Origin of the sequence: Lysinibacillus telephonicus, from assembly GCF_039654155.1 — a bacterium.
GTDB classification, from domain to species: domain Bacteria; phylum Bacillota; class Bacilli; order Bacillales_A; family Planococcaceae; genus Ureibacillus; species Ureibacillus telephonicus.
This window is the reverse complement of the sequence record NZ_CP155468.1, coordinates 36,186-62,075: the sequence shown is the minus strand read 5'-3', so window position 1 is coordinate 62,075 and position 25,890 is coordinate 36,186. Positions and strand designations below refer to the sequence as shown.

Below are 25,890 nucleotides of genomic sequence, written 5' to 3'. Positions count from 1 at the left end.
TTAATATTTAGTTCATTATTCTATCGTTACTATTCCTCTACTTTACCTTCTACAACTACATCATCCGCAACAATGTTTTCGCCAAATGCTGGTTTTAAAGTTTCATCGTAGGCTTTATGGAAGAATTGTTCCTTACCTAAAGCTTCAAGTTCAGTATTTAGCCATTCAAGTAATTCTGTATTCCCTTTTTTTACAGCAGGTGCAATGTAATCCTGTTCTCCTAGTGTTGGCAATGCAACTGAGAAACCTGGGTTTTCATTAGCCCAACCAAATAATAATGCATTATCTTGAGCCATTGCATCGCCGCGTCCATCTTTTAATGCTTCAAAAGCTTCTGTAATTTGATCATATTTTACAAGTTCAATATCTGGGTGGTTCTTCATAAAATAAGTTTCTGCAGTTGTACCTTTTGGAACTATTAACTTCTTCCCTTTTAATTGTTCTACCGATTCAATTGGCGCTGAATTTGGCGAAACAACGCCAACTGCTACCTTCATGTACGGATTTGCAAAATCAACTTGCTCTTGACGTTCTGGTGTTACAGTAAAATTCGCTAACACAATATCAACTTTATCTGATTTTAATAAATCTACACGTGCTTGAGGTTCTGTTATAACATACTCTATTTTTGACTCATCGCCTAATAAATCCTTTGCAAGACGCTTAGCAAGTACAATATCATACCCTTGATTTTCACCGTTTGAATCAACATAACCAAATGGTGGTTTATCGCTAAATACAGCAACGCGCAATGTACCTCGTTCTTTAATTTCATCAATTGATGAAGTCGTATCTGATTGTGAATCACCGGAATTTGATTCGCTGCTTCCGCAAGCTGCCAAAGCTAGAGTTAAAACAGCTAGAAATAATAATAATAAATAATTTTTCTTCATACTTTTCTCTCCTAAAATTGTAATATATTTAGAAACTGCTGTGCACGTTCAGTTTGTGGATTTGAAAAGAATTGCTGTGCAGGGGCTTTCTCATGTATGCTTCCTTTATCCATAAATATAACTTCATCAGCCACCAATTTAGCGAAGTTCATTTCATGCGTTACAATAAGCATCGTCATGCCTTGATCTGCTAATTGAGCAATTACATCCAATACTTCTCGAACCATCTCTGGGTCTAGTGAGGCTGTTACTTCGTCAAACAGCATAATGTCTGGATTGATGCACAAGGCTCTGACAATAGCAATACGTTGCTTTTGCCCACCAGATAGCTGTCTAGGATAATCATTTGCTCTATCAGCTAAACCGACACGTGCAAGTAATTCTTTTGCTTGTGCTTCAACTTCTTCACGCTGACGTTTTTGCACTTTCAACGGAGATAATAAAATATTCTCCATTACGGTTAAGTTAGGGAATAAATCGTAACTTTGAAAAACCATTCCGATTTTTTGACGTACATCCCGCCATTTAGTGGTTTTACTAATAAGACTTTTGTTTTCTAATAAAATATCTCCACCCTGCACTTCTTCCAAGCCGTTAAGACAACGCAGGAACGTACTTTTTCCACAGCCAGAGGGTCCTAATATTGCAATAACCTTTCCCTTTTCAACCTGTAAATCAACACCATTTAAAACGACTTTATCGCCGTATTTTTTCACGAGACCCTTTACTTGTAAAATAGGAACCTGTTCAGCCATTTTACTTACAACTCCTTAAGTTGCCCATTTTTGCTCCAGCTTTCTTGAAAAACGGGATAATGGGAAACAAATGCAAAAATATAAGAAAAAGATAAAACCATATATCCAAAATGAAACGGTTGGATGCTCTAAATTATTTACATTAATAATTTGCTGACCTACTTTAATAACTTCCACGAACCCAATCATTGTTAAAAGAGCAGTCGTTTTGATCATTCGTGTTATTAAATTAATCATAGGTGGTATGGAACGCTTCGTTGCTTGCGGGATGAGCACGTAGCGATACATTTGAACTACACCGAGCCCAAGCGCCTTGCTTGATTCTACTTGATGCTTTGGCAGTGAAATAATTGCACCACGTACAATATCGCTAATTTCCGCTGCCCCCCATAAGCTAAATACAATAAGTGCAACTAATTCTGAACTTAATTCCAGGCCAAAATTTGCTGGAACAATATAATAAATAACAAATAACCAAACTAGAATTGGGATGATTCGGAACAATTCTAGATAAATTCTAAATGGAATTTGAACTAGCTTATTTTTTGATGTTCTAATAATTCCAATAATGATTCCCATAACGATTGAAATAACAACTGCTATGAGCGCGACACGTAAAGTTTCGAAAAGTCCTTCTAATAATCGAAGGAAATTTGTACCCTCAAACAGGACACTAATTCCCGAATTCAGCATGTCTAACTCTCCTTTCTAGCCAAGTTAAGAACAATGTTAAAGGGAGTAAAATGATTAAGTAACCAATAACAAGCATTAATAACGCTTCATTCGTTTTATAATAGATCCCCATTAGGTTTTTCGTTGTGTTTGTAAGCTCTAAAATTGCAATACCACTAAAAACAGAAGTTTCTTTTATAAGAAAGATACAGTTTGCACCAAATCCAGGAACACTATAGGAAAATGCTTGTGGGATAATGACATAGCGCATTAATTGTAGATTGCTAAGACCAATTGCTTTCCCTGTTTCTATTTGGGATTTGGAAACAGCCTCCATTCCAGCCCGGAAAACTTCAGCCATATAACTCCCACCTAGAAACGTAAGCCCGATAATCCCACAAAGCTCACCACTTAAAGTGATCCCGATTTTCGGCAAGCCATAGTATAAAAAGAATAATTGTATTAATAGCGGTGTGTTGCGAGCAACTTCTAAATACACCTGTACAATTTGATTAAGAACCTTAACCTTGAAATACTGAATAACACTACAAATCATTCCGACTACTATAGCAAACAAGATTCCAATCGCTGCAAGCTTCACCGTTAGCCATAGCGCTGTTTTATAGTGCGGTAAAACCTCTACAAAGTATTGCCAATCTATCGTCAATTTTCCCACCAGCTAACAATTAATTATTTACGAAAAAGTTTTGTCCAGGTTGAAGTGTTTGAACACCCTCGATTTCAACGGTTTCAGGATATTTTAAGCCCAATCCTGTATTAAGACATACGACATGTTCATCTTCTTGTATCCAGCCTTGTTCACGTAAAATTTTTGCAGCTGCAAATGTTGCTGCACCTTCTGGACAAATAAAGTTTCCTTCTAATGCCGCCACTTGTTTTTGTGCTTGTAATAAATCCTCTTCTGAAATTGCAATGGCACAGCCATTCGTTTCATAAACTCCTTCAAGGACTAAGAAATCTCCCAATGCTTTAGGTACATTAATTCCAAATGCACATGTTGTCGAATTTTCAAAGAAAGTAGATTCCTTTTCACCTTTTTTCCATGCCTCTACGATTGGTGCACAGCCTTCAGCTTGAACAGCAACTAAGCGAGGGAATTTTCCTTTTTCAATCCATCCTAATTCCTGCATTTCTAGAATTGCTTTATAAATACCGATGATGCCTACACCACCGCCAGTAGGGTATAAAATAACATCTGGAACTTTCCATCCAAATTGTTCAACAATTTCATAGCCCATCGTCTTTTTACCTTCAATACGGTATGGCTCTTTAAGTGTAGAAGCATCATATACTCCTTGGTTTTGAACCAGGTTAGCTACTACCTTACCTGCATCACTAATTAACCCATTGATTAGATGTAAGTCACCACCAGCAACATATACTTCTTTTCGAGTAATTTGTGGCGCATCTAAAGGCATAACAATCGTTGCCTTAATATTTGCTTTTGCAGCGTATAAGGCCCATGCAGCACCTGCATTGCCATTTGTCGGCATCGCCAGTTGCTTCACACCTAGCTCTTTAGCTTTTGAAATTCCGACACTAGCTCCGCGAGTTTTAAAAGATCCAGTTGGAATAATACCTTCATCTTTGATATATAAATTTTTTAATCCGTACTCTGCTCCTAGTGATAGAAGCTTTTCAAATGGTGTCATACCTTCACCAAGTGTTACTACATTCTCTTCATCATGAACAGGCAGCAACTCGTGATAGCGCCATAAACTATTTGGACGTTTTGCTATATCTTCACGCGTTACATTTGCTTTAACTTTTTCTAAATCATAACGAACTAATAATGGTGAACCACATTTACATAATTGTTGTACTTTATTTTCCTCATATCTTTCACCGCACTTTGGACATTCTAAATGTGAAACATAACTGTAGTCTTTCATTTTTTATCCTCCTAATTAAGAAAAGTGGAAGCGCCCCTGTGCTTCGTCCTTGCAACAGGCAGCAGTCAGATTCTGTAAATCAGAAGACCCGGATAGAAAGTATCCTTTCAGCTTTCTATCGAAGACAGACCGCGACCTAGAGGGACTGTATCTTGCACTAACACTAAAAAATAAAAGACCACAATAATCCCCTTTCTTTTAAAAAAGAGAAAAATTGTAGTCTTTGGTTTTTCCAATCAACTATTATTTATTAAATTAATAATATCTTAATCTCACTTTTCCGATTAGTCAACTATGTTTTTAATGTTTTGAAATTTTTTATTATTTTTTATAACCCTTGAACGAAAAAAGTTAGAAGATGGGAAATCATCAACTAACTTTTTACTTAAAATTAATTTCATTAACTTTTCTTCAAAATGGATAAAATCTCATCAGGCTTTGTAGCGATTTGTAAAATATCTTTTTGCTCCGGTCTAATAAAACCTTCGTCAAACATTTTTTCGAAATGAGCAATGATTGCATCATAAAATCCATTAATATTATATAAAATCACTGGATTACTATGTAAGCCAATCTGTGCCCATGTAAACACTTCGAAATATTCATCCAGTGTACCGCAGCCACCCGGCAACGCAATAAATGCATTTGATAAATCAATCATCTTCTTTTTTCGAACATGCATTGAATCAACAAAATGAATTTCTGTTAAATTCAAATGAGCAATTTCACGCTTTTGTAAATGCTCTGGCATAATTCCAATTACTTTTCCATTATGTTCTAATGCTGCATCTGCAACAGCGCCCATTAGGCCTACATTTGAACCGCCATATACAATACCAATAGAAGCTTTCGCTAATTGTTCCCCTAATTCTTTTGCTTTTTCTATATAGATTTTATCTTTTCCTGTTTGTGAACCGCAGTAAATGGCAACGTTCATTTTTATTCCCCCAAATTAGTTTGATACAATTAAAGAAATGCATATAATAAAATAATTATTCAATGACAACTCTGATTTCGCATTAATCTTACCATTATTTTACGATATGAAAACAAATTTAATAAGGAGTACTTAATATGAAAATTTATCCCTTAGGTGTTGGTGGCGCTTTTACGAAAAGCAATTATCATAATAACTATATCATTCATTTAGACGAAAAATACATGTTAATCGATGCAGGGACTACTTTGCGTTACAGCTTATTTGAAGCTGGATTTAATTATGGTGATATACATTTTGTCTTTATTTCACACCTTCATTTTGACCATGTAGGAGGTCTAGAGGAATTAGTGCTGCAGCGTTATTGGCAGTTTGAAGAGGGCAAGCATGCACCGAAAAAAACAACTGTCATCGTTCATAAAAAATTACTTCCCTCTTTAAGAGCATTATTGCGAAACGGATTAGAAAATCAAGGGCGTACTGTAGATGATTTTTGTAATTTTATTTGTTTAAATGACAACGAAACTTACAAAATTGGAGATTATGCATTTTCGATTTTTGACACAAGTAATGCACATGTTGAAGGTATGCTAAGTTTTGGCTTTAAACTAGCTTGGAAGGATTTAAATATTGTCTTTTCAGGAGATGTAAAGCGATTACAGGATGCGAATCTCCTTGGACAAGTCGATCAAAACACGGCTGCCATATTCCAAGATGTGAGCTTTACTTTTAACGGTGCACATGCGACATTGCAGGAAGTGCTTGACTATTACCCAGAAAATCTTCGTAGAAAAATTTATGCCATGCATTATAACGATGATATAGAGAAATTTATCGATATGATAGAGCAAGCACAAACAAAACTTGTAAGAAAACAGGAAATGATTGAATTTTAATTGAGTAGTTGAATATTTTATAATTAAAATGAGACAATTCTAAATAACGTTTGGTTCTTCTAAAAGGAAGGTCCTACTTTGCGGTTCAAGAATACCTCAAAATGCCCAATCTATTGGCGAGGTAAAAAAATTATGTTAATATCTTTTCTGTGGCTTACCTGATTTTTCAGGGAAAGCGGGTAGGGAGAGGGCTAATTGAATAGTTAGGTAGTAGCATCATGAAAGGAAACTGGTTTAACAAACTGTTTCAACTTGAGCAAAATGCGACAACCATGAAACGTGAAGTATTAGCGGGGATAATCGGATTTTTTACAATCGTTTATATTATTGCCGTAAATTCATTGATTTTATCGGAAGCTGGAATTCCACTAGAAGCAGCTATTATAGCGACAATTGTCTCGTCCGTCGTTGGCTGTTTAATTATGGGATTTTGGGCTAATGTCCCAATTCTTATTGTGCCAGGTATGGGGATTAATGCTTTATTCTCCTATACCATTGTTCAATCTATGGGCATGACTTGGCAGGAAGCATTGGCTGTTGTTTTTGTTTCAGGTTTAATTTTTATGTTTATCGCGTTTTCTCGGTTTTCGACTGTCTTAAGTAATTCAATTCCCCAGTCCTTAAAAGAGGCCATTACAGTGGGGCTTGGACTATTTTTAATGTTAATCGGACTTGAAAAGGGTGGAATTGTTGTCAAGGGGACAAACTCGATTATTGCTCTTGGTGATTTAGGGGAACCCCAAGTAATTGCAACCATTTTAACTTTCCTTATTGCCATTTTCTTGTTTATTCGCAACACTCCAGGTAACTTTTTGATTACTGTGATTGTGGGTACTTTCATTGCATGGCTATTTGGTTTGGTAAACTTCCAACAAACGCAAGAAGAGACATTCTCATTGTCTGATTATATGGGTGTTTTCGGTGCGATGTCATTTGATAGTATCCTATCATTAACTTTTTGGACTGCCGTCTTTTCTCTAACCATGGTACTTGTCTTTGAAAACATTGGACTTGTATCAGGGCATGTATCGTTTATCAATCGTTCGGAAAAATTCCCACGTGCTTTTCAAGCTACTTCCGTGTCGTCCATGCTTTCTGGTTTATTTGGGACAAGTCCAACCGTTTCAGCAGTTGAAAGTACAGCAAGTATGGCAGCAGGCGGAAAGACCGGTTTAACAGCAGTTACAACGGGACTTTTATTTTTACTTTCTGCGTTTTGCATCCCGATTATTAAGCTTATTCCTAATAGTGCGATTGCACCGATATTAATTATTATCGGAGGATTAATGCTACAAAATATCCGTCATTTAAATTTGGAAGACTTAAGTGAAAGCTTTCCGGCCATTTTCATCATTGCTCTAATTCCTTTTACTTACAGTATTGCAGATGGAATTGCAGTAGGTTTTATCCTATATCCAATTTTAAAAATTGCAATTGGTAAGGCGAAAGAAATTACACTTCCAATGTATGTAATCGCTGGTCTATTTCTTTTTAATTTCGTCTTTCATGTTATAAGTTAATATTTTTGAATTTGTTGCTGTTCAGAAAGTTCAATTTCTGGACAGCTTTTTTATTAATAATTTGTTTAGTAGACCTTCTAAAAGGTCCTTTTCTAAACTTTCCTTATTTTATTAACATAGCTTTGCTAAAAAATCCAATACTAACTTTAAGATAAAAGGAGTGATTTGGATTTGGCAGTATGTCCTTTATGCAATTCATTAAAAGTGCTGGAAATTAATTGTCCAAATTGTCATACACGACTTGAAGATTCAGGAAAGGTATCCGACTTTTTAGATCCTTATGGTCATTATAATGATGAGGAAACAGTAAAAATGGGTGATGGCTATCCTAATACTGCAAAGGATCAAATTTGCCCGCACTTAATGGTCTGTAAAGAATGCGGTTATGATGAGGTTAGGTTTATACAAGAGGAATAAGAAAAAGAAGGGGCTGGGACATAAGTGGATTTTTTGTAAGAATTCGCTTTTATCATTAATAATAATTTGATATTTTTTGAAAATTGATTGGAGTGAAGGGGCGAGTGTAGCTGCCGGCTGCGCCTTTCGCTACAGAGCAATGTTTTTCTGTACCGAAAGCGAAGCGTCAGGTACAAAGCTTCCTGCGGGAACAGCCCGTGACTCGAGACCCCGCAGGAGCGTAGCGACGAGGAGGCTCTGGGCCAGCCCTGGATGCGCGTCCCCGGAACGGAAATCAGTTTTCCACTTAGCAAAAAAACGTCATTTTTCTCATCAAGAAAAATGGCGTCTTTTAGTTTTGTCCCAGCCTCTATTTTAACTTAATGAATATTCTTTTCATTATTCTTTTGCGAAATTTGTTTATTAGCCTTTGGTTTTTCATGTTGTTTTGCAATTGTCGTATTCATTTGTAAAGTGGCTGCATCCAAATTATTATTTAATGCTGCCTGGTCATTAACCTCATGTAATCTCTCTTCCTTTTTCAAACACGTTCACTCCAAATCAATTAGGATAATTTATTTTACCCTTGTTTTTTTAGATTAATGCTCGTATATGAAGCATTATCTAGTTTAAGTCTAGTAAGCCACAGAACGTCTAAATACAGCTCACTATACATATAAAAATAAATGTTTTTTTAATCGGATGATTGCTACATGTATCTACATAACTAAAATAGCACGGGAAGTGAATTATTATTTTATTATAGAGGTTATCTCTTTACCTGAAATTCAAACCTCTTATACATTTACATATATGGTAAAATAAGTAGTAACTATATTTATTTTTAGTAGGGATTTATCATGTCTTATTTTAATGACTTAATAGATTTGATATCCGATACTAGTTCTTTGGGAATTATGCTCGAACTTTTGTTGGTTATCATATGTATTTCAACAATAATTTTCATCTTAACTAATAATAGATATATTTCATTGCTTCTTAAGCACCAATTTTCTATATCTTTTCATACTTATTTTTTACACATCACACTTAATGTTTTTAATCCTAACTATCTATACCCACCCTTTAGTCTGATCCATATAATTTGACAAAAAGAGAGGATGTTTAAATGGACTACAAATTGTTTAATAAGAGAATTGAAACAATAGTTGAACGAATACGTGACATAGGTGGAGAAATCTCAGAGTTAACCATTGGACCACCTGCATCACAAGAAAAAATTGAAAAGTGTGAAAGACAATTAGACTTAATTTTACCCAAAAGTTTTAAGAAAGTTCTTTTGGAGTTTTCATCAGAATTTAACTTTCGTTGGTTCTTCCCTGAAAACTACAAACTTGAAGGTGAATTTAGCGAAATTTTTTGTGGAACACCTAGCTGGAGTCTGGATTTTTTAAAACAAATTAATGATGGTAAAAACCTTAGCGTTGAAGGACTTTTTTCAAATCCAGATGATCCGTACGATAAAGTATGGCATAACAAATTAGCTTTCTATGAGGTCGGCGATGGAGACTGCATAGCCTTTGATTTAATAGATCACTGTGATGATGCCCCAGTCGTCTATTTAAGCTATGGAGATGGTGAAGGACATGGTTTTAAATTAGGAGATAATTTCATCGATTTTATAGACAAATGGTCAAGAATTGCTTTTGTCGGTGGTGAAGACTGGCAATGGATTACTTTTACTGAAAATCCTCAGAGCGGTTTTTTACCAGAAAGTAAATCAGCTAATCAATTCAGAAATTTATTAAAGTTAGATATATAATTTTTAAAATACAGCAATCACTTTTTTCGCCAATGATTAGAAAAGTTTAAACAACTTAATGTACATACGATTTTAACAATATCTCCAACTTCGGACATTATATAAAAAGAAGTTGCTCATAGATAATAAACAACCTCTTTTTACTAATATCTATGTATTCAAAAGCTTTCGTATAAAGAGCTGTTTCATGTTATTTAACTAAGCCAATAAATAGATATATAGCTGTTCCCCAAATAAATAAGGCGGAGCATTTGTTGAAAAGTTTCATTAATCCGCCTTTACCATCTAACTTCTTCATAACAGCACCCACGAGCGTTAAACCAAAAAACCAAATCCAAGATACTGCAATACAAGCAACGGTAAATAGTATTTGTTCAACTCCGACATATTTTAATGCACTTGTCCCAATAACACCAACAGTATCTAAAATCGCATGAGGATTTAAAAATGAAACCGATAATGCAAAAATAATTTGCTGCTGGATTGGCAATGCTTTTTTCGTTTCTGTTGTTGGTTCAGATCGCCAAATGGCATAGCCCATGTAAAGTAAAAATAATATTCCGGCAATGATTAGGCCAAGTCGCAGCCATTCAAATTGCAGTACGATAATTGACAACCCAAAGACGGCTAGGAGGATTAACAGTGTATCGCACAGTGCAGCTGTTATAGTCGCAGGAAAAGCTTGAAGTAGTTTAGGCTGTGTAGCTCCTTGTGAAAAAACAAATACATTTTGTACTCCCAAAGGCAAAATAAGGCCAAATGCTAGGATTATCCCATGAAGAATGGCATCCATATTATCAACTCCCTTTTAATTACTATCGTACTATGATACAACTAAAAGAAAACAACCAATTGGATGGTTTTTAATCCATCCAATTTAGGAGAAGATTAAATGAAGTGGAAACCGAGTCGTCTTTCTCATTTAACTATTCAAGAACAAATTGTTGATTGGATAAAATCTCGTATAGAATGTGGGGATTGGACTGTTGGAACAAAGATTCCAACACAGCGCCAACTAGCAGCGCAATTTAATGTGAATAGGAGCACCGTGCAACTTGCAATTGAAGAATTAAAAGCGGATGGTATGCTCGAATCTAAAATGGGTTCTGGTGTATTTGTCGCCAACAATTCTTGGAATGTACTATTGGATAGATCTCAGCCTAACTGGCAGCAGCATATTGAATCAAGTATTTATAAACCAAACTACCGTACGATTCAACTCATTAATGAATATGAGCAATATGACCATGTCATACGTCTAGGAACAGGTGAACTATCGCCAGAACTACTTCCAACAAAGCAAATTGAACAGTCATTAAAAGTAATTTCTCTTGACGCAAAGTCTATCGGCTATTCTTCACCACAAGGAAGTTTAAAACTAAGGGAAATATTATGCAATTATTTAAAAAAACGTGATATCCAAACGTCCCCGGAGAACATCCTTATCGTTTCAGGTGCGCTTCAAGCACTTCAATTAATTGCAATGGGACTATTAGAAGAAGGCTCAGTAGTATTCCATGAACAGCCATCCTATTTAAATTCTGTCCATCCATTTCAGTCGGCAGGAATGCATATGATTCCGGTTTCACGTAATCCAAATTTAAGCGACAACATGAGAACTTTAAAAAGAAAAAGACAATCTTTATATTACTGTGTACCAACATTGCACAATCCAACCGGGTATAACTGGTCATTAGAAGAAAAGAAAAATTTATATAATGTGTGCAATGAGTTGCAAATACCGATTATAGAAGATGATGTATACCACGAACTATTATTTGAACCTACTTCACCAGCCATAAAGTCGTTTGATGCATCAGGACAAGTACTTTATATTGGGAGTGTATCTAAAACACTAAGTCCTGGGTTGCGTATCGGCTGGATTGTAGCTCCTTCACCTGTAATTGAACGGTTAGCTGACATAAAGATGCAAACGGATTATGGTTCCAGTGCCTTTTCCCAAGAAATAGTGGCACATTGGATCTCAACTGGTTTATATGAAAGACACCTAGTTACACTTCGGGAACAATTGAAAAGACGGGCTATATTCGTTGAGAATATACTGGACCAACAATTCAAAGAAATCGCTACTTGGAGAAAGTCAGAGGGTGGTTTCTATATATGGCTAAGATTTAATGAACCTATTGTAAATAAGAGATTATTTCTGGACCTACTTAATCAGAACGTTTTAATTAATCCTGGGTATATTTATGATTCAGGTGATTTACATCATATACGTCTTTCCTATGCCTATGCTTCTTTAGAAGAATTAAATATAGCATTAACTTATTTACTAGAACATGCCCGATAGCTCTAATATAGTACTTTCAAACAAAACAACTAACAATTCCGATGACCATAGCTCCCCAATTAAATTATGAAAGAAGGCTGTCCAAAAAGTAAAAATTTCTGGACAACCTTCTTACATAATCACGTCCTCTGCATAATCACACCTCTTCGCAATTGAAATGCCTTAAGCTTGTGGATTATACATCCCCTCGTCATACCAAAGTAATGGACGCCCTTTTACGTTTAAAGTCTTAATAAATTGAGAAAACTAAGAAATCCTAAGAAGAAATAATTGACTATTAAACATAATCATCATCTCATTCTTTACCTTATCTAACTCTAGAAATTCTCCTCTAATAATTAACTTTCAATATTACATATTTACAGAATAAATTTATAAATGGTGGAAACTATGTAAAATATAAATTCCCTTTGGAATGAGATATGAAGAAGGTCGTAAAATACAAAATTTTAATGCTTAAAGCTGAAGAGATGGTGAAATAGTGAAAAAATTACAAATTGATCGTAGTCAAATGTTTAACGCTTCACTTCTCTTTTTTATAACAACTGCTGTTCAAATTGGCGTAGAAGTCCATGGATTTCAGAGCATCATTTTTAAAGATGCAAAACAAGATGCATGGATATCCATTATTTTAAGTTTTCTTGCTGCACATATTGTGGTTTTTGTTATGTTTAAAACGTTAGAGATGTATGATTCAGATGATATTTATGGGATACATCTAGACGTATTTGGTAAGTATATCGGTAATTTAATTAATTTAATCTTGATTATTTATTGTTTTTTGGTTTATTTTGCCATTATCGAAAATTATACGGAAGTAATTAATACATGGGTATTCCCTTTTTTAAGTCCATCATTTATTACTATTACATTACTCATTCTCGTAATTTATACTTTTACTGGTGGGCTTAGGGTTATGATTGGCATTTGTTTCTTTAGCTACATTCTTCCACTTTGGATTCTAATTGTACTCTTATATCCTTTAGAATATTCTAACGTCAACTACCTTTTGCCAGTATTTGATAATGACTTTATTAGCATACTAAAAGGTGCTTATTCCATGACGTTTACAATCGTAGGATTTGAAGTATTTAACGTGCTTTACCCATACGTTAAGGAAAAAAATAAAGCAAAAAAATATGTTCATTTAGGATTATTATCAACCTTGTCGATTTATCTTTTCGTTATGTTAATTTCCCTAACTTTCTTTAGTGGGGAGCAACTTGAGAGAGCCGTATGGGCAACATTAACTTTGTTTAGTATTGTTCATCTTCCCTTCTTTGAAAGAATTGAACTTCTTACGATTTGTTTTTGGATGCTTATTATTTTACCAAATCTCTGTCTATACGCATGGTCTGCTTACCGTGGCTTAACTCGAATGATTAATATAACCGAAAAAAAGTTTATCATTATTTTCGCAGCCATCGTTTTTATTGGATCTTTGTTTATAAGAACTCGAACACAAGTTGAAGAAATGACTTATCTTTTTGGAGAAATTGCATTCTGTTTAGTATTTGTCTATCCATTCATCTTAAATATAATTGTAAATATCAAAAAATTATTCTCCAAAAAAAAGGCGAAGAAAAGCGGAAGTAATTAATTTCATTAATAAAACATTAGCCATTAGTCAATAGACGCTAACTTCAGCTTTTAGAATATTTAAAAAGAAGGTGCCCAAGAATGCATTAAATAAGCATTTTTAGGCACTTCCTTTATTGTTATTCTGCTAATGAGCGAAGCAGCTTGATTAATGGAGCTTTTGTTTCAAAGCCGATACCTGGAACATCAGGTAAACCAACATAGCCGTTTTCAACAGGAATGTGATCAGCGAAGCCTCCAAATGGTTCAAACACACCCGGGTAAGATTCGTTTCCTCCTAATCCTAAGCCAGCAGCAATATTTAAAGACATTTGATGTCCACCATGTGGAATACAACGGCGTGGAGACCAGCCATATTCCTTTAACATATCTAAAATTCTCATATATTCGACTAAACCATAGCTTAGTGCACAGTCGAATTGTAAATAATCTCGGTCAGATTTCATTCCTCCATAGCGAATGAGGTTGCGGGCATCTTGCATAGAGAATAGATTTTCGCCAGTTGCCATTGGATTTTTATAGTGTTTAGAAAGCTCAGCTTGAAGCTCATAATCTAGTGGATCTCCTGCTTCTTCATACCAAAACAGATTGTAAGGTTCTAGTGCTTCCGCATATTTAATTGCCGTTTCTAAATCGAATCGACCATTTGCGTCAACTGCAAGGGATTGACCTGACGGAACTACTTCTAACACTGCTTCAATTCTTCGAAGATCTTCCTCTAAAGAGTTCCCAATTTTCATCTTAACAACCGAATAGCCTAAATTTAGATATCCTTGCATTTCATTCTGAAGTTCTTTATATCCTTTTCCAGGTTGGTAATAGCCACCTGCTGCGTAAACGAATACTTTGTCATCGGGCTGTTCACCTCTATATCGTTCAGCAAGAAGTTGATATAGCGGCTTTTCTTCAATTTTTGCTATGGCATCCCAAACAGCCATATCGAGAGTCCCCACAGCAACAGACCTTTCTCCATGGCCGCCAGGTTTTTCGCCAGTCATTAAAATATCCCAAATTTTATGAGGATCTAAGTTAGTTCCTTCCTCATTTAAGTAATCGTTAGGCTCGGCCTCTAATAAGCGTGGGATAAAACGTTCACGAAGAATTCCACTTGGTGCGTAGCGGCCATTTGAATTAAAACCATATCCTACTACTCTTTTTCCATTCTTAACTACATCCGTTACGATAGCAACTATGGAAGCCGTCATTTTAGTAAAGTCAATGTATGCATTACTAATGCTAGATTTAATTGGTACGGCTTTCTCTCTAATCTCTAAAATTCTCATAAAATTACCTCCCTAACATATGATTGAAGTTTCCAACTATTGTCTAAAGTTTATATTAACGTATACATTAATGTCAATAATATTATGAAAAAACTTAAAATCATTATAATATTATTAATAACGTATACATTAAACTCGAATACATCTACCTTGAATCGAGTAGAGGAAAAATAAGTTGACTTATTTTCGCCCCTCTCACAACACCGTACGTACGGGTCTCGTATACGGCGTTTCAATTTATATCACAGTGTGAACTTCTAAGTAACGTTCTAAAGCAGAGGGTATTCCCCTCTGCTTTAGTCTTTTATTAGAGATTGCTCTATGAACAACTTTCGATAATCCGATAAATCGATAACCTTTCCTACAGAATGTTAAGCCTTTGGCTTCTTCTTCGGGTATACCTAATTGGATTAGCGACCTTATCTGTCTTCTTGGTACCTTCCATTGTTTCCAAATGATTACCCTTATTCTTGAGCGTAGTTTCTTATCAATTTTACGCATAGCCGTTTTCATGTTTGCAGTTCTAAAATAATTTACCCAACCAAATATTACTTGTTTTAGTTTCAGTATTCGGTAGTCTAACGGAATGCTCCAGTTTCGTTTTGTTAGTTGTCGAAGTTTCCTTTTAAATTTCTGTACTGAAATTGGATGTGGTCGGACTTGATATTTCTTATCTTTTGAATCGTAGTAATATCCAAACCCCAAAAATTTCAAGTCTTTTGGACGAGCGATTTTACTCTTTTCTGTATTGACAATCAACCCTAATTTCTTTTCTATAAATTTCACGACTGATTCCATTACTCTGTTTGCAGCTTTCTCACTCTTCACAAAGATAAGAACGTCATCCGCATATCTCACGAATTGGAGTCCTCTATTTTCTAGTTCCTTGTCCAGTTCATTCAACATTATGTTACTTAGCAGTGGGCTAAGGTTTCCTCCTTGTGGGGTTCCAATCGGTGTTTCTTCATATTTCCCCTTTACCATGACCCCACTGACCAAGTATTTTCTTATTAAAGAAATGACATCTCCATCATCGATTGTTTTGGATATAATTCGCATGAGTTTATCATGGTTGACTGTGTCGAAAAATCTTTCAAGGTCAATGTCCACTATCCAATCATATCCATCGTTCAGAAATTCGAGGCTTTTTATGATTGCCATCTCACAACTTCTATTTGGTCTAAAACCGTAACTGTATTCACTGAACTCTTTTTCAAATATCGGACTGAGTACTTGATGAATTGCCTGTTGAACTACCCTATCCACTACTGTTGGTATTCCCAGTTTGCGCATCTTTCCATTTTCTTTTGGGATTTCCACTCGTAAGGCAGCTTGTGGTTGGTATTTTTTGGTTCTGATGCGCTGACGTAGCTCATCCTTGTTCTCTTTCAGATACTTTTTAAGTTCATCAACCGTTATTCCGTCGACTCCACCTGCACCTTTATTTTTATAGACACGTAAGTAGGCTTCATTCATATTTTGATTGCTTAGAATCTTTTCTAATAGTTGCACACTCGTTTCTCCTTTCCTCTTACGTAGTAAGTAATATCTCCATTTTGGTTATCATTTGAGATACGCTCATACTTTCACCATTAACACATTCGGAGTCCGTTACTTACGCATTTGTGGCGTTGAAACACTATAAATTGTTCAGCCCTTCATGACCAAAGGTCATTACTATGGCTTCTGCTGACTTCTTGCGACTAACCGTTTTCGACTGTAACTATGTACATCCGCAAGACCTCCCAGGGTAAGACAACTATCTTTCCTCTTTTACTCGCCTGATTTACTCTGCAAAGTTACGCACATCTTTTGGACTTTAACTTGTTATGGAGTCTTATCCCTTTGTAGAGCCTTGGTATCAGATTTCTGTTCGTCGAGCCAAGATTTTATTCCACGCTTCCTCCAGCCCTTATCTCGCGATAAGTACCTTGCGCTTCCTTAGTGGTTGGTCGATGTGTACCTCCACAGTGGACTTTCACCACCTAGATAGTTGCCATGCCTGGCACACATAAAAAAAGACATTTTCAAAAAGAAAATGTCTCGGATTGCCCAATAATAGATTTTTTTTTAATAACTAGAGCCGCAATTTGGTCTTTCAAAAAAATCCAAGTATATATTCACATGTTTAATTTATAAGATGACGTTAGCTAGCTCTAAAAGAAATGCTCGTATTTTTTAATAACGATTATTTTTTGACTTTCTTTCTAAAATCGCTAAAATTTCTTCACTGCCCCGTTTGCGGTGCGAATGCATTAAAGTTTGTGCTGCCTTACTATCTCGAGCTTTCATAGCAGCAACAATCGCTCGATGCTCGATAATTGAGCGGGCAGGTAATTCTCTATCATTAATGGTATATACTCTTGCACGATAAAGCTGATCAGAATGGCTATCCATTACACTTTTCAGACGTTCATTTTGGGAATAGTCGATAATTAAATTATGAAATTCATCATCTACATCCGCCCAATCTTTTAGATTACTCTCATATAATAAACTTTCCTGTAAATCAATGAGCGACTCCAATTTTTTTATGCTTGCCTCATCAATATTTAAAGTTGCAAGTTCAGCAGCAACACCATCCAGCGCCTCGGCTATTTGACATATTTGCTGAATACTTTCTTTCATAATTGGTTCAACACTAAATCCTTTTCGAGGAATGAGTCGAATCCATCCATCCATTTCTAAACGAACCAGCGCTTCTCTTACAGGTGTCCTGCTCATATCCAGCATTTCAGTCATTTCGCGCTCTAAAAAAGTCTCCCCAGGAGGCAATTGAAGATTTCTAATCGCTTTTCGAATAATTAAATACGCAAGTTGCGGCAAACGATTTTCATTTATTTTATTTTTATATGATAATAAAATGTTTTTTAACTCTGTTTTAGTAGGCTGCATAGAATTTTGTTCAGTATTATCACTCATCATTTTCACCAATTTTCAATTTTTAATAATTACTTACGTGTCAACTTTAGGAAATATTATAACAAAAATACTTGTTGATTGAATTAAGGAACAAATTAAAATTGCCACCCTATTTATAAGAGTGGCAATTCATATTAAAAACTTATTCTATTTTCTTAAACGTGATGTTTGTTTAAGCATGTAACCAATGCGTTCTACAATACCTTCAATTTGCTCTGGACTTTCCATTAAATCGTAGTCATTTATATCTAAACGCAATACAGGGCATGCGTTAAAGTTGTTAATCCAATCTTCATAACGTTTATGCATTTCAATCCAATAATCTATTGGTGTTTGTTGTTCCATTTCACGGCCGCGCTCTTTAATGCGAGCAATAATATCATCGATAGGACCTTCTAAATACACAAGTAAATCAGGATGTGGGAAGTAAGGTGTCATTACCATGGCATCAAATAAATTCGTATAAGTTTCATAATCAATTGGGCTCATTGTCCCTTTATCATAGTGCATTTTCGCAAAAATGCCTGTATCTTCATATATCGAACGATCCTGAATAAAGCCTCCGCCATACTCAAAAATGCGTTTTTGCTCCTTAAAACGTTCTGCAAGGAAATAAATTTGTAGATGGAAGCTCCATTTTTCAAAGTCATCATAAAATTTATCTAAATATGGGTTTGTATCTACTTTTTCAAAAGATGTGCGGAAATTTAAAGCTTGTGCTAAAGCTTTTGTCATTGTTGACTTCCCCACACCTACTGTTCCAGCAATTGTAATAACCGTGTTTGCTGGAATATTATATTTATCTCTTAAATTCATTCTTGGTATGAACTCCTTTTTGTATTGTTTCTTCTACCATTTTCAGCACTGCTTGCAAATCTTCTTCATTTTTTACGAAATCAATATGATCACCATTTAACTGAATCACTGGGATTTCTGGGTGTAAGACGACAAACTGCTGAAAAAATTCATGGTAATCTGCAGCTAACTGCTCTATGTAATCACGGGTAATCATCTTTTCAAATTCTCTTCCGCGCAAAGCAATTCGCTTCATCAATGTATCGAGGCTTGCATGCAAGTAGATAATCATGTTTGGACGTGGCATATCTGCAGTTAAAATATTATAAATCGCCACGTATTTCTCATACTCAGAAGGTTTTAACGTACGCTTTGCAAAAATTAAATTTTTAAAAATATGATAATCTGCTACAACAGGCGACCCAGTCTCTAAAATATGTTTCTTTATATCCGTTAATTGTTTATATCGGTTACAAAGGAAGAACATTTCTGTTTGAAAGCTCCACTCATCAATATCTTCGTAGAACTTCCCTAGAAACGGGTTTTCATCCACAATTTCTTTTAATAGATGATAGCCGAAAAAGTCAGAAACCGCCTTCGACAAAGACGTCTTCCCTACACCAATCGGACCCTCTACTGTAATAAATGGAACAGACACGAGAAGTCCCTCCTTCAAGTCTAAATTCGTCAATGCTATTCATTTTATCATATGAGCATGTCGAAAAACAGATAAAGAGATTGAAGATAATATAAGTAATTATTATATGACCATACAAAATTTTACTAACCCTGCTTAACTAACTATAAAAGTAAATGTTACAGCATGGTCAAAAAATTCTAGATTATATACAAAGGTCTTAATAATCCATTGGTATACCAAGTCTTTCTTAACTTATTCCATATCCCTCTGTCCCTTTAATACCTCCACTTTTTTCGTTTCAAAAATTTCCCATAAGAGAATTTCAATTAAAATTATGTTGTAATATGTAAGTTAGTAAAAATATCAGAGAGGTGTTTTGATATATACCTCTTTATTCAAATTTGGCCACAAGCTATAGCTGCAGACATTGAGGGATAACTTTCTTTCATGATACACTAGCAGCTAAGGAGAGGTTGCTATGGAGAGCTTAAATAAAGACCTAAAATTTATGAAATATGCCATTGAAGAAGCCCAAAAAGCAGCAAAAATAGGTGAAGTACCAATAGGAGCTGTTATTGTCTACCAAAATAAAATCATAGCTCGTGCCCATAATCTGCGAGAAACCTCACAAAATGCAGTAACTCACGCGGAATTAATGGCCATACAACAAGCTTGTGAAGCTATTGGAAGCTGGCGATTAGAAGAAACGACTTTATATGTTACTTTAGAGCCTTGTCCAATGTGTGCAGGAGCTATTTTGCAGTCAAGAATACCGCGTGTTGTCTATGGTGCTAGAGATATGAAAGCAGGATGTGTGGATTCATTATATCGATTGCTCAACGATGCTCGCTTTAATCATGAATGTGACGTAACAGAAGGTGTATTAGCTGAGGAATGTGGTCAAATGCTGACGGATTTTTTCAAAGATTTACGCGAACGTAAAAAAGCAGAGAAGAAAATGAAAAAACAATTAGAGCAAGGGGAAATTGATGGTGCAGTTTAGCAAATTAAAAAAGACTCTTGAAGGCTTTTTATGTGATTCTTTAAAAGGCCGGATTGAAGTACATGCTGCCGTCTATCGACACTCCCATGACGACAAATCTCGTGTTTGGCTAACTCTAGATAAAGATCAACTATTTAGTGCTGCCGACCTTTCTTTTCATATGGCCCATCATTATCTTTACGAAAACATTAAAGAAGAGCTGAAGCTAAAGCCGATTCCTTATAGTAAAAGTTGGGAAGAAATGTTTAACTCTCCTGAGCGAGCCGTAATAGTAGAAGTCTCTGATCATGTAGAACAACAGTTAATAGAACAAGGAATTATGGAAAGCTGGCATTTATATAAAGCATTCATGGAATACCCGAATCTCTCGATTAATGAAGCGCTGTCGTCAAAAGATTCATTCACTAGAGCATTTGCTTTATTTGATAGACGCGTTGGCAAACGCCGATTGTTAAAAATGGAAACTTTGCAGCATCCGCTAGAACAAAAATTTTATGCTATTCGTTGTAAGGCAGAGGGCTTCTAAAACTATTAAGCTTATTGAAGTAAAAAAAGACCTAAGTTCATTACAATATCGAACTCAGGTCTTTATAATATTTACGTTTACTTAATTGGGGAAAATTGGAATTGGAAGTCTACTTTCACCGCGCTAATCTAATCTTTTCGCCTACCTATGATTAGTTATCAATAGTAAAAGACATTCGGAATGATTCGGAAAGTGGGTTACCACTCATAGAATGAATCTGGTTTGTTACGTATAAATAATAGGTTTGATTTGATTCATAGTACTCTATTGGAATTACTTGTATAGTCTTTGAATTTACCAACTTCACATTCACATTTACTTTGTTTCCATTCATGTCCTGTACATATATAGAACTATTTGTGATAGTAGATGGGTTAATAGAAGTGTTAAATGTGATTGTCCATACCTTATCTTGCATAACTTTCTGAGGTGCTTCCATCTCAATGCCATCAAAATCACTTTCAGGTAATCCAATTATAGTAAATGTACTGAATTTAGAACTCTCAATTTCTAGCCCAACTGGTTCTCCTAAAGCACCATATTTTATGTTTCCTCTTTGTACCACTTTTTCTCCATCACTATGTTCAATAAATACAGCTAAGGACTTTAAAAATTTTTCTCTTTCGAATTGATTGCTTGGCAATGGTATTTCTTTTAATGGGAATGTTAAGATAGCATTTAGATCTTGGTAGTTTGTTTCTATCGTCATCGGTCTACTGAGCACTTTAACTTCCTTATCCCCAGCAATTTCTTTAACTACTTTTGCTTTTAAAGCATTTTCAAATATATCTTGCTGCTCAGTTTCCTCTCGAATTGGGATGATACGGAAGAAAAGATCCTTCTTCTTTCCACTTATACTCTGTATGGATTCTTTAGGTAAGTGAATCGACACATCCTCTGTTTCAATTCTTAACTTAAAATTAGACGTAGATAATTGACCAGTAGATTGCTCAGGTAAAGTAACTAAAACTTCATCGGCAGGGTCACTTGGTAAAGTATGAATTAGAATAGTAATTAAATCTTGTTTTTGTTCTAATGCTCCCATTAATGTCTTATTAAGAATAGTATTATCAAACACAACTTGATCAATTTTTTTGTTACTTTTGATTGTACGAATAATATCCACTTGAGTATAATTAGAATTACTTGTTCCAATTCCTATATAGGCTTTACGCTTTGTCCCACTTGATGAAGATCCTCCTGGTTTGGATGAAGATTGACCATTCTTTGTCCACTTCGCATATAGTATTATATTTCCATTTCCCATTGTGAACGTGTCGTTTGGTGAGTAAGACGTTCCTGTTCCATCTGCTTTCGTATTCCATCCAGTAAACTTATGGTTTGTTTTCACCAATTGTCCAGTATTATCTAGTACTGTAACATCCGTGTATTCGCCGTATCTTTGGTTATCTATTGGAACTGTTCCATTAGTCGCACCATTTCCATCATAGGTTACTGTATACGTCATAGGTGCTACTCTAGTGATACTAATTAAATATGTTTTCGTGCTGTTATCTTGTGCCGTTATAACAATGAAAATATCGTTTTCTCCAACTGTTAATGGAATATCCGCACTTGCTTCTCCACTTTTTACAGTTATGTCGTTTACTTTAATGGTTGCTGTACTATCAGCTGCTGTTGGTGTCATTTTTACACTTGTTACGCTATTAACAACAATCGCTGTATATTCGGTTGTATCTGATGAAAACTCAGGGCTTAGTGTTCCGGACGAAAGGGTTAAATTACTTAAATTTGCATTAACATTTGCTTCCCGTGTGATAGTGATGTTATATGTTTTGGTATCTCCACTTTGTGCAGTTACGACAATCGTTATCTCGTTAGATCCAATGTTTAATTGAATATCCCCACTCGCTTCTCCGCTTGAAATTGGTAAGCCATTCACTGTTACAGATGCCGTACTATCAGCTACTGTTGGTGTCACTTTTACACTTGTTACGCTATTAGCAACAATCGCTGTATATTCGGTTGTATCTGATGAAAACTTAGGGCTTAGTGTTCCGGATGAAAGGGTTATGTTACTTAAATTTATTTTACTACCTCGCGCTCGAGTAATTTTAATTATATATGTTTTAGTATCACCACTTTGAGCTGTTACGGTAACAGGTATTTCGTTATCCCCAACAGTTAAGTGAATTTCAGTACTCGCCTGTCCACTTTCGACAAGTACACCCTTTACTGTAACGGTTGCTGTATTATCAGCTGCTGTTGGTGTCACGTTTATACTTGTTATACTATTTGCAACGCTAGCTGTATATTCTGTTGTACCCGATGAAAATCCAGGGCTTAATGTTCCGGATGAAAGGGTTAAATTGCTTAGATCTGCATTACTACTTAGTGCTCTCGTAACAGTGATTCTATATGTTTTTTTGCTGTTATTTTGTGCTGTTACAACAATGGAAATATCGTTTTCTCCAACTGTTAATGGAATATCCGCACTTACTTCTCCGCTTGAAACTGGTACGCCATTCACTGTTATAAATGCCGTACTATCAGCTACTGTAGGTATCATGCTTATACTTGTTACACTATTTGCAACGTTTGTTGTATATTCTGTTGTACCTGGTGAAAACACAGGGTTTAGTATCCCAGTTGAAAGTTTCAAATTACTTAAATTCGCATTATTATTTAATCCATTTGTTGTGAATGTCTGATTACCTCCATAACTTGTACCTTCAGAGTTCGTTGCATACGCTCTAAAGTGATATGTTGTATTTGGAATTAATTCAGTTAGTTCAGTAGTAAAATTTCCAGTGGTACCTGATGCAGTTTCCTTACTATCACTTGTCGTTGGATTCTCACTTACTGCGTAGACAATCCCTCTCTCTTTAATCGATGCACCACCATCCGATGTAACATCCCCGCCAACAGTCGCACTTGTTTGAGTTAGGTTAGACACAACTTTATCTGTTGTAACAGTTGGAGTTGTAGTTTGACTAGAAGTTGTTACTTGCTTCATCATATATGCCGATTTATTTCCAGCAGCATCTCTAACTATGACATTAAAATAATAGGACGTGGTTGGTGATAAATCAGTAACATTGAATATTGCTAAATCTTTCGAAAAACCACTTCCTAGAGGTTTACCATTCTCCTCTATATTATTAACAGTATCGATGTTATTACTGTTAGATTGATAGATTCGATATTCCAAATCCCCTTGAGGTGTAATATTGTCCTCCGCTTTTGTCCAATCTAATGTTACATCAGTTGGATTTATATTAGTCGTATTAATCGTCCCGTCTGATACAACTGGAGGAATATCATCTGCAGTAGTATTCACATTTGCAATCGTGATGTTTTCAAAATTTAAGTTTGAAGGTGGATAAATGCTATAGAATTTCCAAGTAATTTCTATTGATGCAACATTAGCATGATTAAATTGTGCCCCATCGTTAAACAGGGAACTTAATTGTGTAACCTTTTCTTCATTATCTAATTCATAGTCGGTCAATGAATATATTTCATCATTAATTCTTTTGCCATTGGGATCTTTTAAAACTAAGGAAAGATTAGTAAGTGTAAGTCTAGGCGAATCATGATAGAGACTGATTCCTAAATCTTTAAAAGTAAATGTTTTCCCTCCTGTTTTCTTAATAATAAGCGTCTCCTCAGCACTATCCGCGTAATTTGTTGAATACAATTGTGTTGTCCCTGGATCAACCTTAAAACCATTACTTATGACAAACATCTCAGAAAAGGTCGCAAAACCTGGACCTGCACTGTCGTTTTCCCCTACTGTACCACCAAAATCATAAGTAACTTCACCCGCCCCATCCTCTGCCGCTTGCACTTCAACATTAGCAGGTACATATACAAGTGATGTTATTAAATAAATTAAGATTATCAATATCCGAAAAAAGTATCCGCTTTTTTTTCGTGATCGCCTCAATCCTCTGTACTCATTTTCCATACCATGAAATGGATTCATAATTCACCCCCAAATAATTTTCAGCCTCTAGAAGGATATTCACCATACAAGCAAATAATGTAATTCACCGCTAAAAATGGCTGCATATTATTATGAGGCAGGCTGCCACCTACTGCGCCTAGAGCTTGAGGACTCATAACAGCACTTACTTCAGAGTTATACAGTGGATGTTGCTGTGCCGGTCTCCCTGTCGCTACCGTTTCTGACCATATTCGCCCATTCGGATCACCTGATGTGCCGGGATTCGGTATTGCTTGCGGTGTATGACTATGTGCAGGCATTTCCGACTCTAAAAGTGTTACGGTTTCCGTTCCAACTTTTGCCCCAATGCTTCGTCCTGTCAATCCAGGTCCTATACCCTGTCCTATCGGCGCTGCTCCCATTAAATTCGGTAAGGCAAATGTTGTTTTCCCATCTCCTCCATACTGTGTACCTAATATCGAAAAAAGTGCTGTATTTTGCTGAATGCTCATAAGTTGACCGTTGCAAAATGCCCAGTCCTTTGGAGGGAAATTTCCTGCAAAGATTCTTATTTCACCAGTAAATGCATCTGCCATATTTATTACCTCTTTCTATTTAGTTTCTTGATGGATAGATTCCTTCGATAGCTATACAAAATTGGACTCCTAAAAAAGGCTGCATATTATTATGCGGTTGTCCACCTCCAGCTGGAGTTAATGACGCTGAATTCATATCTACGGTAGGACCTGATGCATATAAGTCATTGTGATTTGCCCATACATTTCCTTGAGGAGAAATTGCTTCTGAGGGGGTTGATGATCCTTGAACTTGATGATGATGAGTAGGCATTTCACTTATTGTTAATGTATGAGTCTCTTCACCTGCACTAACTCCAAGTGGGTATGAGGGGCTAACATGTATAGGCACACGTCCGCGCAAATCTGGTAGAGCAAAAGTTGTAACACCATCTCCTCCATACACATTTCCTAATAGAGAATATAAAGCTTGGTTGGTATTAATAGGAAGCATTTGTCCATTACAAGGTGCCCATCCCTCGGGTGCATAATTAATAGAGAATAATCGAATTTCACCTAAAAATGGTTCTGCCATAAAATAATCCTCCTTATTATTCTTAG

The 25,890-nt window shown here is 35.7% G+C and carries 24 protein-coding genes; 8 read left to right on the top strand and 16 right to left on the bottom strand.

What is annotated here, in order from left to right; all coding sequences use genetic code 11:
- Window positions 1-29 precede the first annotated feature (29 nt).
- The 6 genes from MKY04_RS00260 to MKY04_RS00235 all read right to left on the bottom strand — a co-directional run bounded on the left by MKY04_RS00260 (window position 30) and on the right by MKY04_RS00235 (window position 5,170).
- Window positions 30-893 carry a cysteine ABC transporter substrate-binding protein gene (locus MKY04_RS00260; RefSeq protein WP_126295743.1) on the bottom strand — a complete coding sequence of 288 codons (864 nt, stop codon included), beginning with the start codon at window positions 891-893 and terminating at the stop codon, window positions 30-32.
- An 11-nt stretch (window positions 894-904) separates the two neighbouring features.
- Entirely contained in the window at window positions 905-1,648 is a 744-nt protein-coding gene (locus MKY04_RS00255) for an amino acid ABC transporter ATP-binding protein (RefSeq protein ID WP_126295742.1), read from the bottom strand.
- Window positions 1,649-1,663: 15 nt separating this feature from the next.
- Window positions 1,664-2,341: an amino acid ABC transporter permease gene (locus MKY04_RS00250; RefSeq protein ID WP_126295741.1), complete on the bottom strand. Its 678-nt coding sequence runs from the start codon at window positions 2,339-2,341 to the stop codon at window positions 1,664-1,666.
- Complete coding sequence (locus MKY04_RS00245; RefSeq protein WP_425462054.1) at window positions 2,322-2,996, bottom strand: amino acid ABC transporter permease; 675 nt, start codon at window positions 2,994-2,996, stop codon at window positions 2,322-2,324. Before MKY04_RS00245 ends, MKY04_RS00250 begins: the two co-directional genes overlap by 20 nt.
- A gap of 10 nt (window positions 2,997-3,006) precedes the next feature.
- Window positions 3,007-4,233 (bottom strand): threonine synthase, encoded by a 1,227-nt coding sequence (locus tag MKY04_RS00240; protein WP_126295739.1) that lies wholly within the window; start codon window positions 4,231-4,233, stop codon window positions 3,007-3,009.
- 400 nt (window positions 4,234-4,633) lie between these two features.
- A complete protein-coding gene (locus tag MKY04_RS00235; RefSeq protein ID WP_185807803.1) occupies window positions 4,634-5,170 on the bottom strand; it encodes a TIGR00730 family Rossman fold protein in 537 nt (178 codons plus the stop codon).
- Window positions 5,171-5,307: 137 nt separating this feature from the next.
- Here MKY04_RS00235 and MKY04_RS00230 point away from each other — a divergent pair, with 137 nt between their 5' ends.
- The 3 genes from MKY04_RS00230 to MKY04_RS00220 all read left to right on the top strand — a co-directional run bounded on the left by MKY04_RS00230 (window position 5,308) and on the right by MKY04_RS00220 (window position 8,003).
- Entirely contained in the window at window positions 5,308-6,066 is a 759-nt protein-coding gene (locus MKY04_RS00230) for an MBL fold metallo-hydrolase (RefSeq protein WP_346235157.1), read from the top strand.
- Window positions 6,067-6,284: 218 nt separating this feature from the next.
- On the top strand, window positions 6,285-7,586 hold the full coding sequence (locus MKY04_RS00225; RefSeq protein WP_346235156.1) for an NCS2 family permease: 1,302 nt from the start codon (window positions 6,285-6,287) through the stop codon (window positions 7,584-7,586).
- A gap of 171 nt (window positions 7,587-7,757) precedes the next feature.
- On the top strand, window positions 7,758-8,003 hold the full coding sequence (locus MKY04_RS00220) for a hypothetical protein (RefSeq protein WP_126295736.1): 246 nt from the start codon (window positions 7,758-7,760) through the stop codon (window positions 8,001-8,003).
- Window positions 8,004-8,362: 359 nt separating this feature from the next.
- Here the strand turns inward: MKY04_RS00220 and MKY04_RS00215 are convergent, their stop codons facing one another.
- Entirely contained in the window at window positions 8,363-8,527 is a 165-nt protein-coding gene (locus MKY04_RS00215) for a hypothetical protein (protein ID WP_185807802.1), read from the bottom strand.
- A gap of 584 nt (window positions 8,528-9,111) precedes the next feature.
- Here MKY04_RS00215 and MKY04_RS00210 point away from each other — a divergent pair.
- Window positions 9,112-9,765 carry an SMI1/KNR4 family protein gene (locus MKY04_RS00210; protein ID WP_126295735.1) on the top strand — a complete coding sequence of 218 codons (654 nt, stop codon included), beginning with the start codon at window positions 9,112-9,114 and terminating at the stop codon, window positions 9,763-9,765.
- A gap of 190 nt (window positions 9,766-9,955) precedes the next feature.
- On the opposite strand, the gene MKY04_RS00205 is transcribed toward MKY04_RS00210, so the two are convergent.
- A complete protein-coding gene (locus tag MKY04_RS00205) occupies window positions 9,956-10,558 on the bottom strand; it encodes a LysE/ArgO family amino acid transporter (protein WP_126295734.1) in 603 nt (200 codons plus the stop codon).
- 99 nt (window positions 10,559-10,657) lie between these two features.
- Here MKY04_RS00205 and MKY04_RS00200 point away from each other — a divergent pair, with 99 nt between their 5' ends.
- Both MKY04_RS00200 and MKY04_RS00195 read left to right on the top strand, forming a co-directional pair.
- Window positions 10,658-12,076, top strand: coding sequence for a PLP-dependent aminotransferase family protein (locus MKY04_RS00200; protein WP_126295733.1), 1,419 nt, complete (start codon window positions 10,658-10,660; stop codon window positions 12,074-12,076).
- Window positions 12,077-12,557: 481 nt separating this feature from the next.
- The gene (locus MKY04_RS00195; RefSeq protein WP_246020451.1) at window positions 12,558-13,676 is read left to right on the top strand and encodes a GerAB/ArcD/ProY family transporter; all 1,119 of its coding nucleotides are present in this window, start codon (window positions 12,558-12,560) and stop codon (window positions 13,674-13,676) included.
- 118 nt (window positions 13,677-13,794) lie between these two features.
- Here MKY04_RS00195 and MKY04_RS00190 read toward each other — a convergent pair whose 3' ends face one another.
- The 5 genes from MKY04_RS00190 to MKY04_RS00170 all read right to left on the bottom strand — a co-directional run bounded on the left by MKY04_RS00190 (window position 13,795) and on the right by MKY04_RS00170 (window position 19,333).
- Complete coding sequence (locus tag MKY04_RS00190; RefSeq protein ID WP_126295732.1) at window positions 13,795-14,958, bottom strand: mandelate racemase/muconate lactonizing enzyme family protein; 1,164 nt, start codon at window positions 14,956-14,958, stop codon at window positions 13,795-13,797.
- Between the two features lie 237 nt (window positions 14,959-15,195).
- The gene (ltrA, locus tag MKY04_RS00185) at window positions 15,196-16,470 is read right to left on the bottom strand and encodes a group II intron reverse transcriptase/maturase (RefSeq protein WP_346235040.1); all 1,275 of its coding nucleotides are present in this window, start codon (window positions 16,468-16,470) and stop codon (window positions 15,196-15,198) included.
- 666 nt (window positions 16,471-17,136) lie between these two features.
- Window positions 17,137-17,880: a GntR family transcriptional regulator gene (locus MKY04_RS00180; RefSeq protein WP_346235155.1), complete on the bottom strand. Its 744-nt coding sequence runs from the start codon at window positions 17,878-17,880 to the stop codon at window positions 17,137-17,139.
- Between the two features lie 147 nt (window positions 17,881-18,027).
- Window positions 18,028-18,696: a deoxynucleoside kinase gene (locus MKY04_RS00175; protein WP_126295302.1), complete on the bottom strand. Its 669-nt coding sequence runs from the start codon at window positions 18,694-18,696 to the stop codon at window positions 18,028-18,030.
- Complete coding sequence (locus MKY04_RS00170) at window positions 18,680-19,333, bottom strand: deoxynucleoside kinase (RefSeq protein WP_126295303.1); 654 nt, start codon at window positions 19,331-19,333, stop codon at window positions 18,680-18,682. Before MKY04_RS00170 ends, MKY04_RS00175 begins: the two co-directional genes overlap by 17 nt.
- A gap of 460 nt (window positions 19,334-19,793) precedes the next feature.
- On the opposite strand from MKY04_RS00170, the gene tadA reads away from it, so the two are divergent.
- The gene (gene tadA / locus MKY04_RS00165; protein WP_346235154.1) at window positions 19,794-20,318 is read left to right on the top strand and encodes a tRNA adenosine(34) deaminase TadA; all 525 of its coding nucleotides are present in this window, start codon (window positions 19,794-19,796) and stop codon (window positions 20,316-20,318) included.
- Window positions 20,305-20,844, top strand: coding sequence for an SF0329 family protein (locus MKY04_RS00160; RefSeq protein WP_346235153.1), 540 nt, complete (start codon window positions 20,305-20,307; stop codon window positions 20,842-20,844). The genes tadA and MKY04_RS00160 overlap by 14 nt, the downstream gene beginning before the upstream one ends.
- A 151-nt stretch (window positions 20,845-20,995) precedes the next feature.
- Here the strand turns inward: MKY04_RS00160 and MKY04_RS00155 are convergent, their stop codons facing one another.
- Genes MKY04_RS00155 through MKY04_RS00145 form a run of 3 tightly spaced genes read right to left on the bottom strand, consistent with a single transcriptional unit; the run spans window position 20,996 to window position 25,864 of the window.
- Entirely contained in the window at window positions 20,996-24,793 is a 3,798-nt protein-coding gene (locus tag MKY04_RS00155) for a cadherin-like beta sandwich domain-containing protein (protein WP_126295306.1), read from the bottom strand.
- 20 nt (window positions 24,794-24,813) lie between these two features.
- Window positions 24,814-25,350, bottom strand: coding sequence for a phage tail protein (locus MKY04_RS00150; protein WP_126295307.1), 537 nt, complete (start codon window positions 25,348-25,350; stop codon window positions 24,814-24,816).
- A 19-nt stretch (window positions 25,351-25,369) separates the two neighbouring features.
- On the bottom strand, window positions 25,370-25,864 hold the full coding sequence (locus tag MKY04_RS00145) for a phage tail protein (protein ID WP_126295308.1): 495 nt from the start codon (window positions 25,862-25,864) through the stop codon (window positions 25,370-25,372).
- Window positions 25,865-25,890 lie beyond the last annotated feature (26 nt).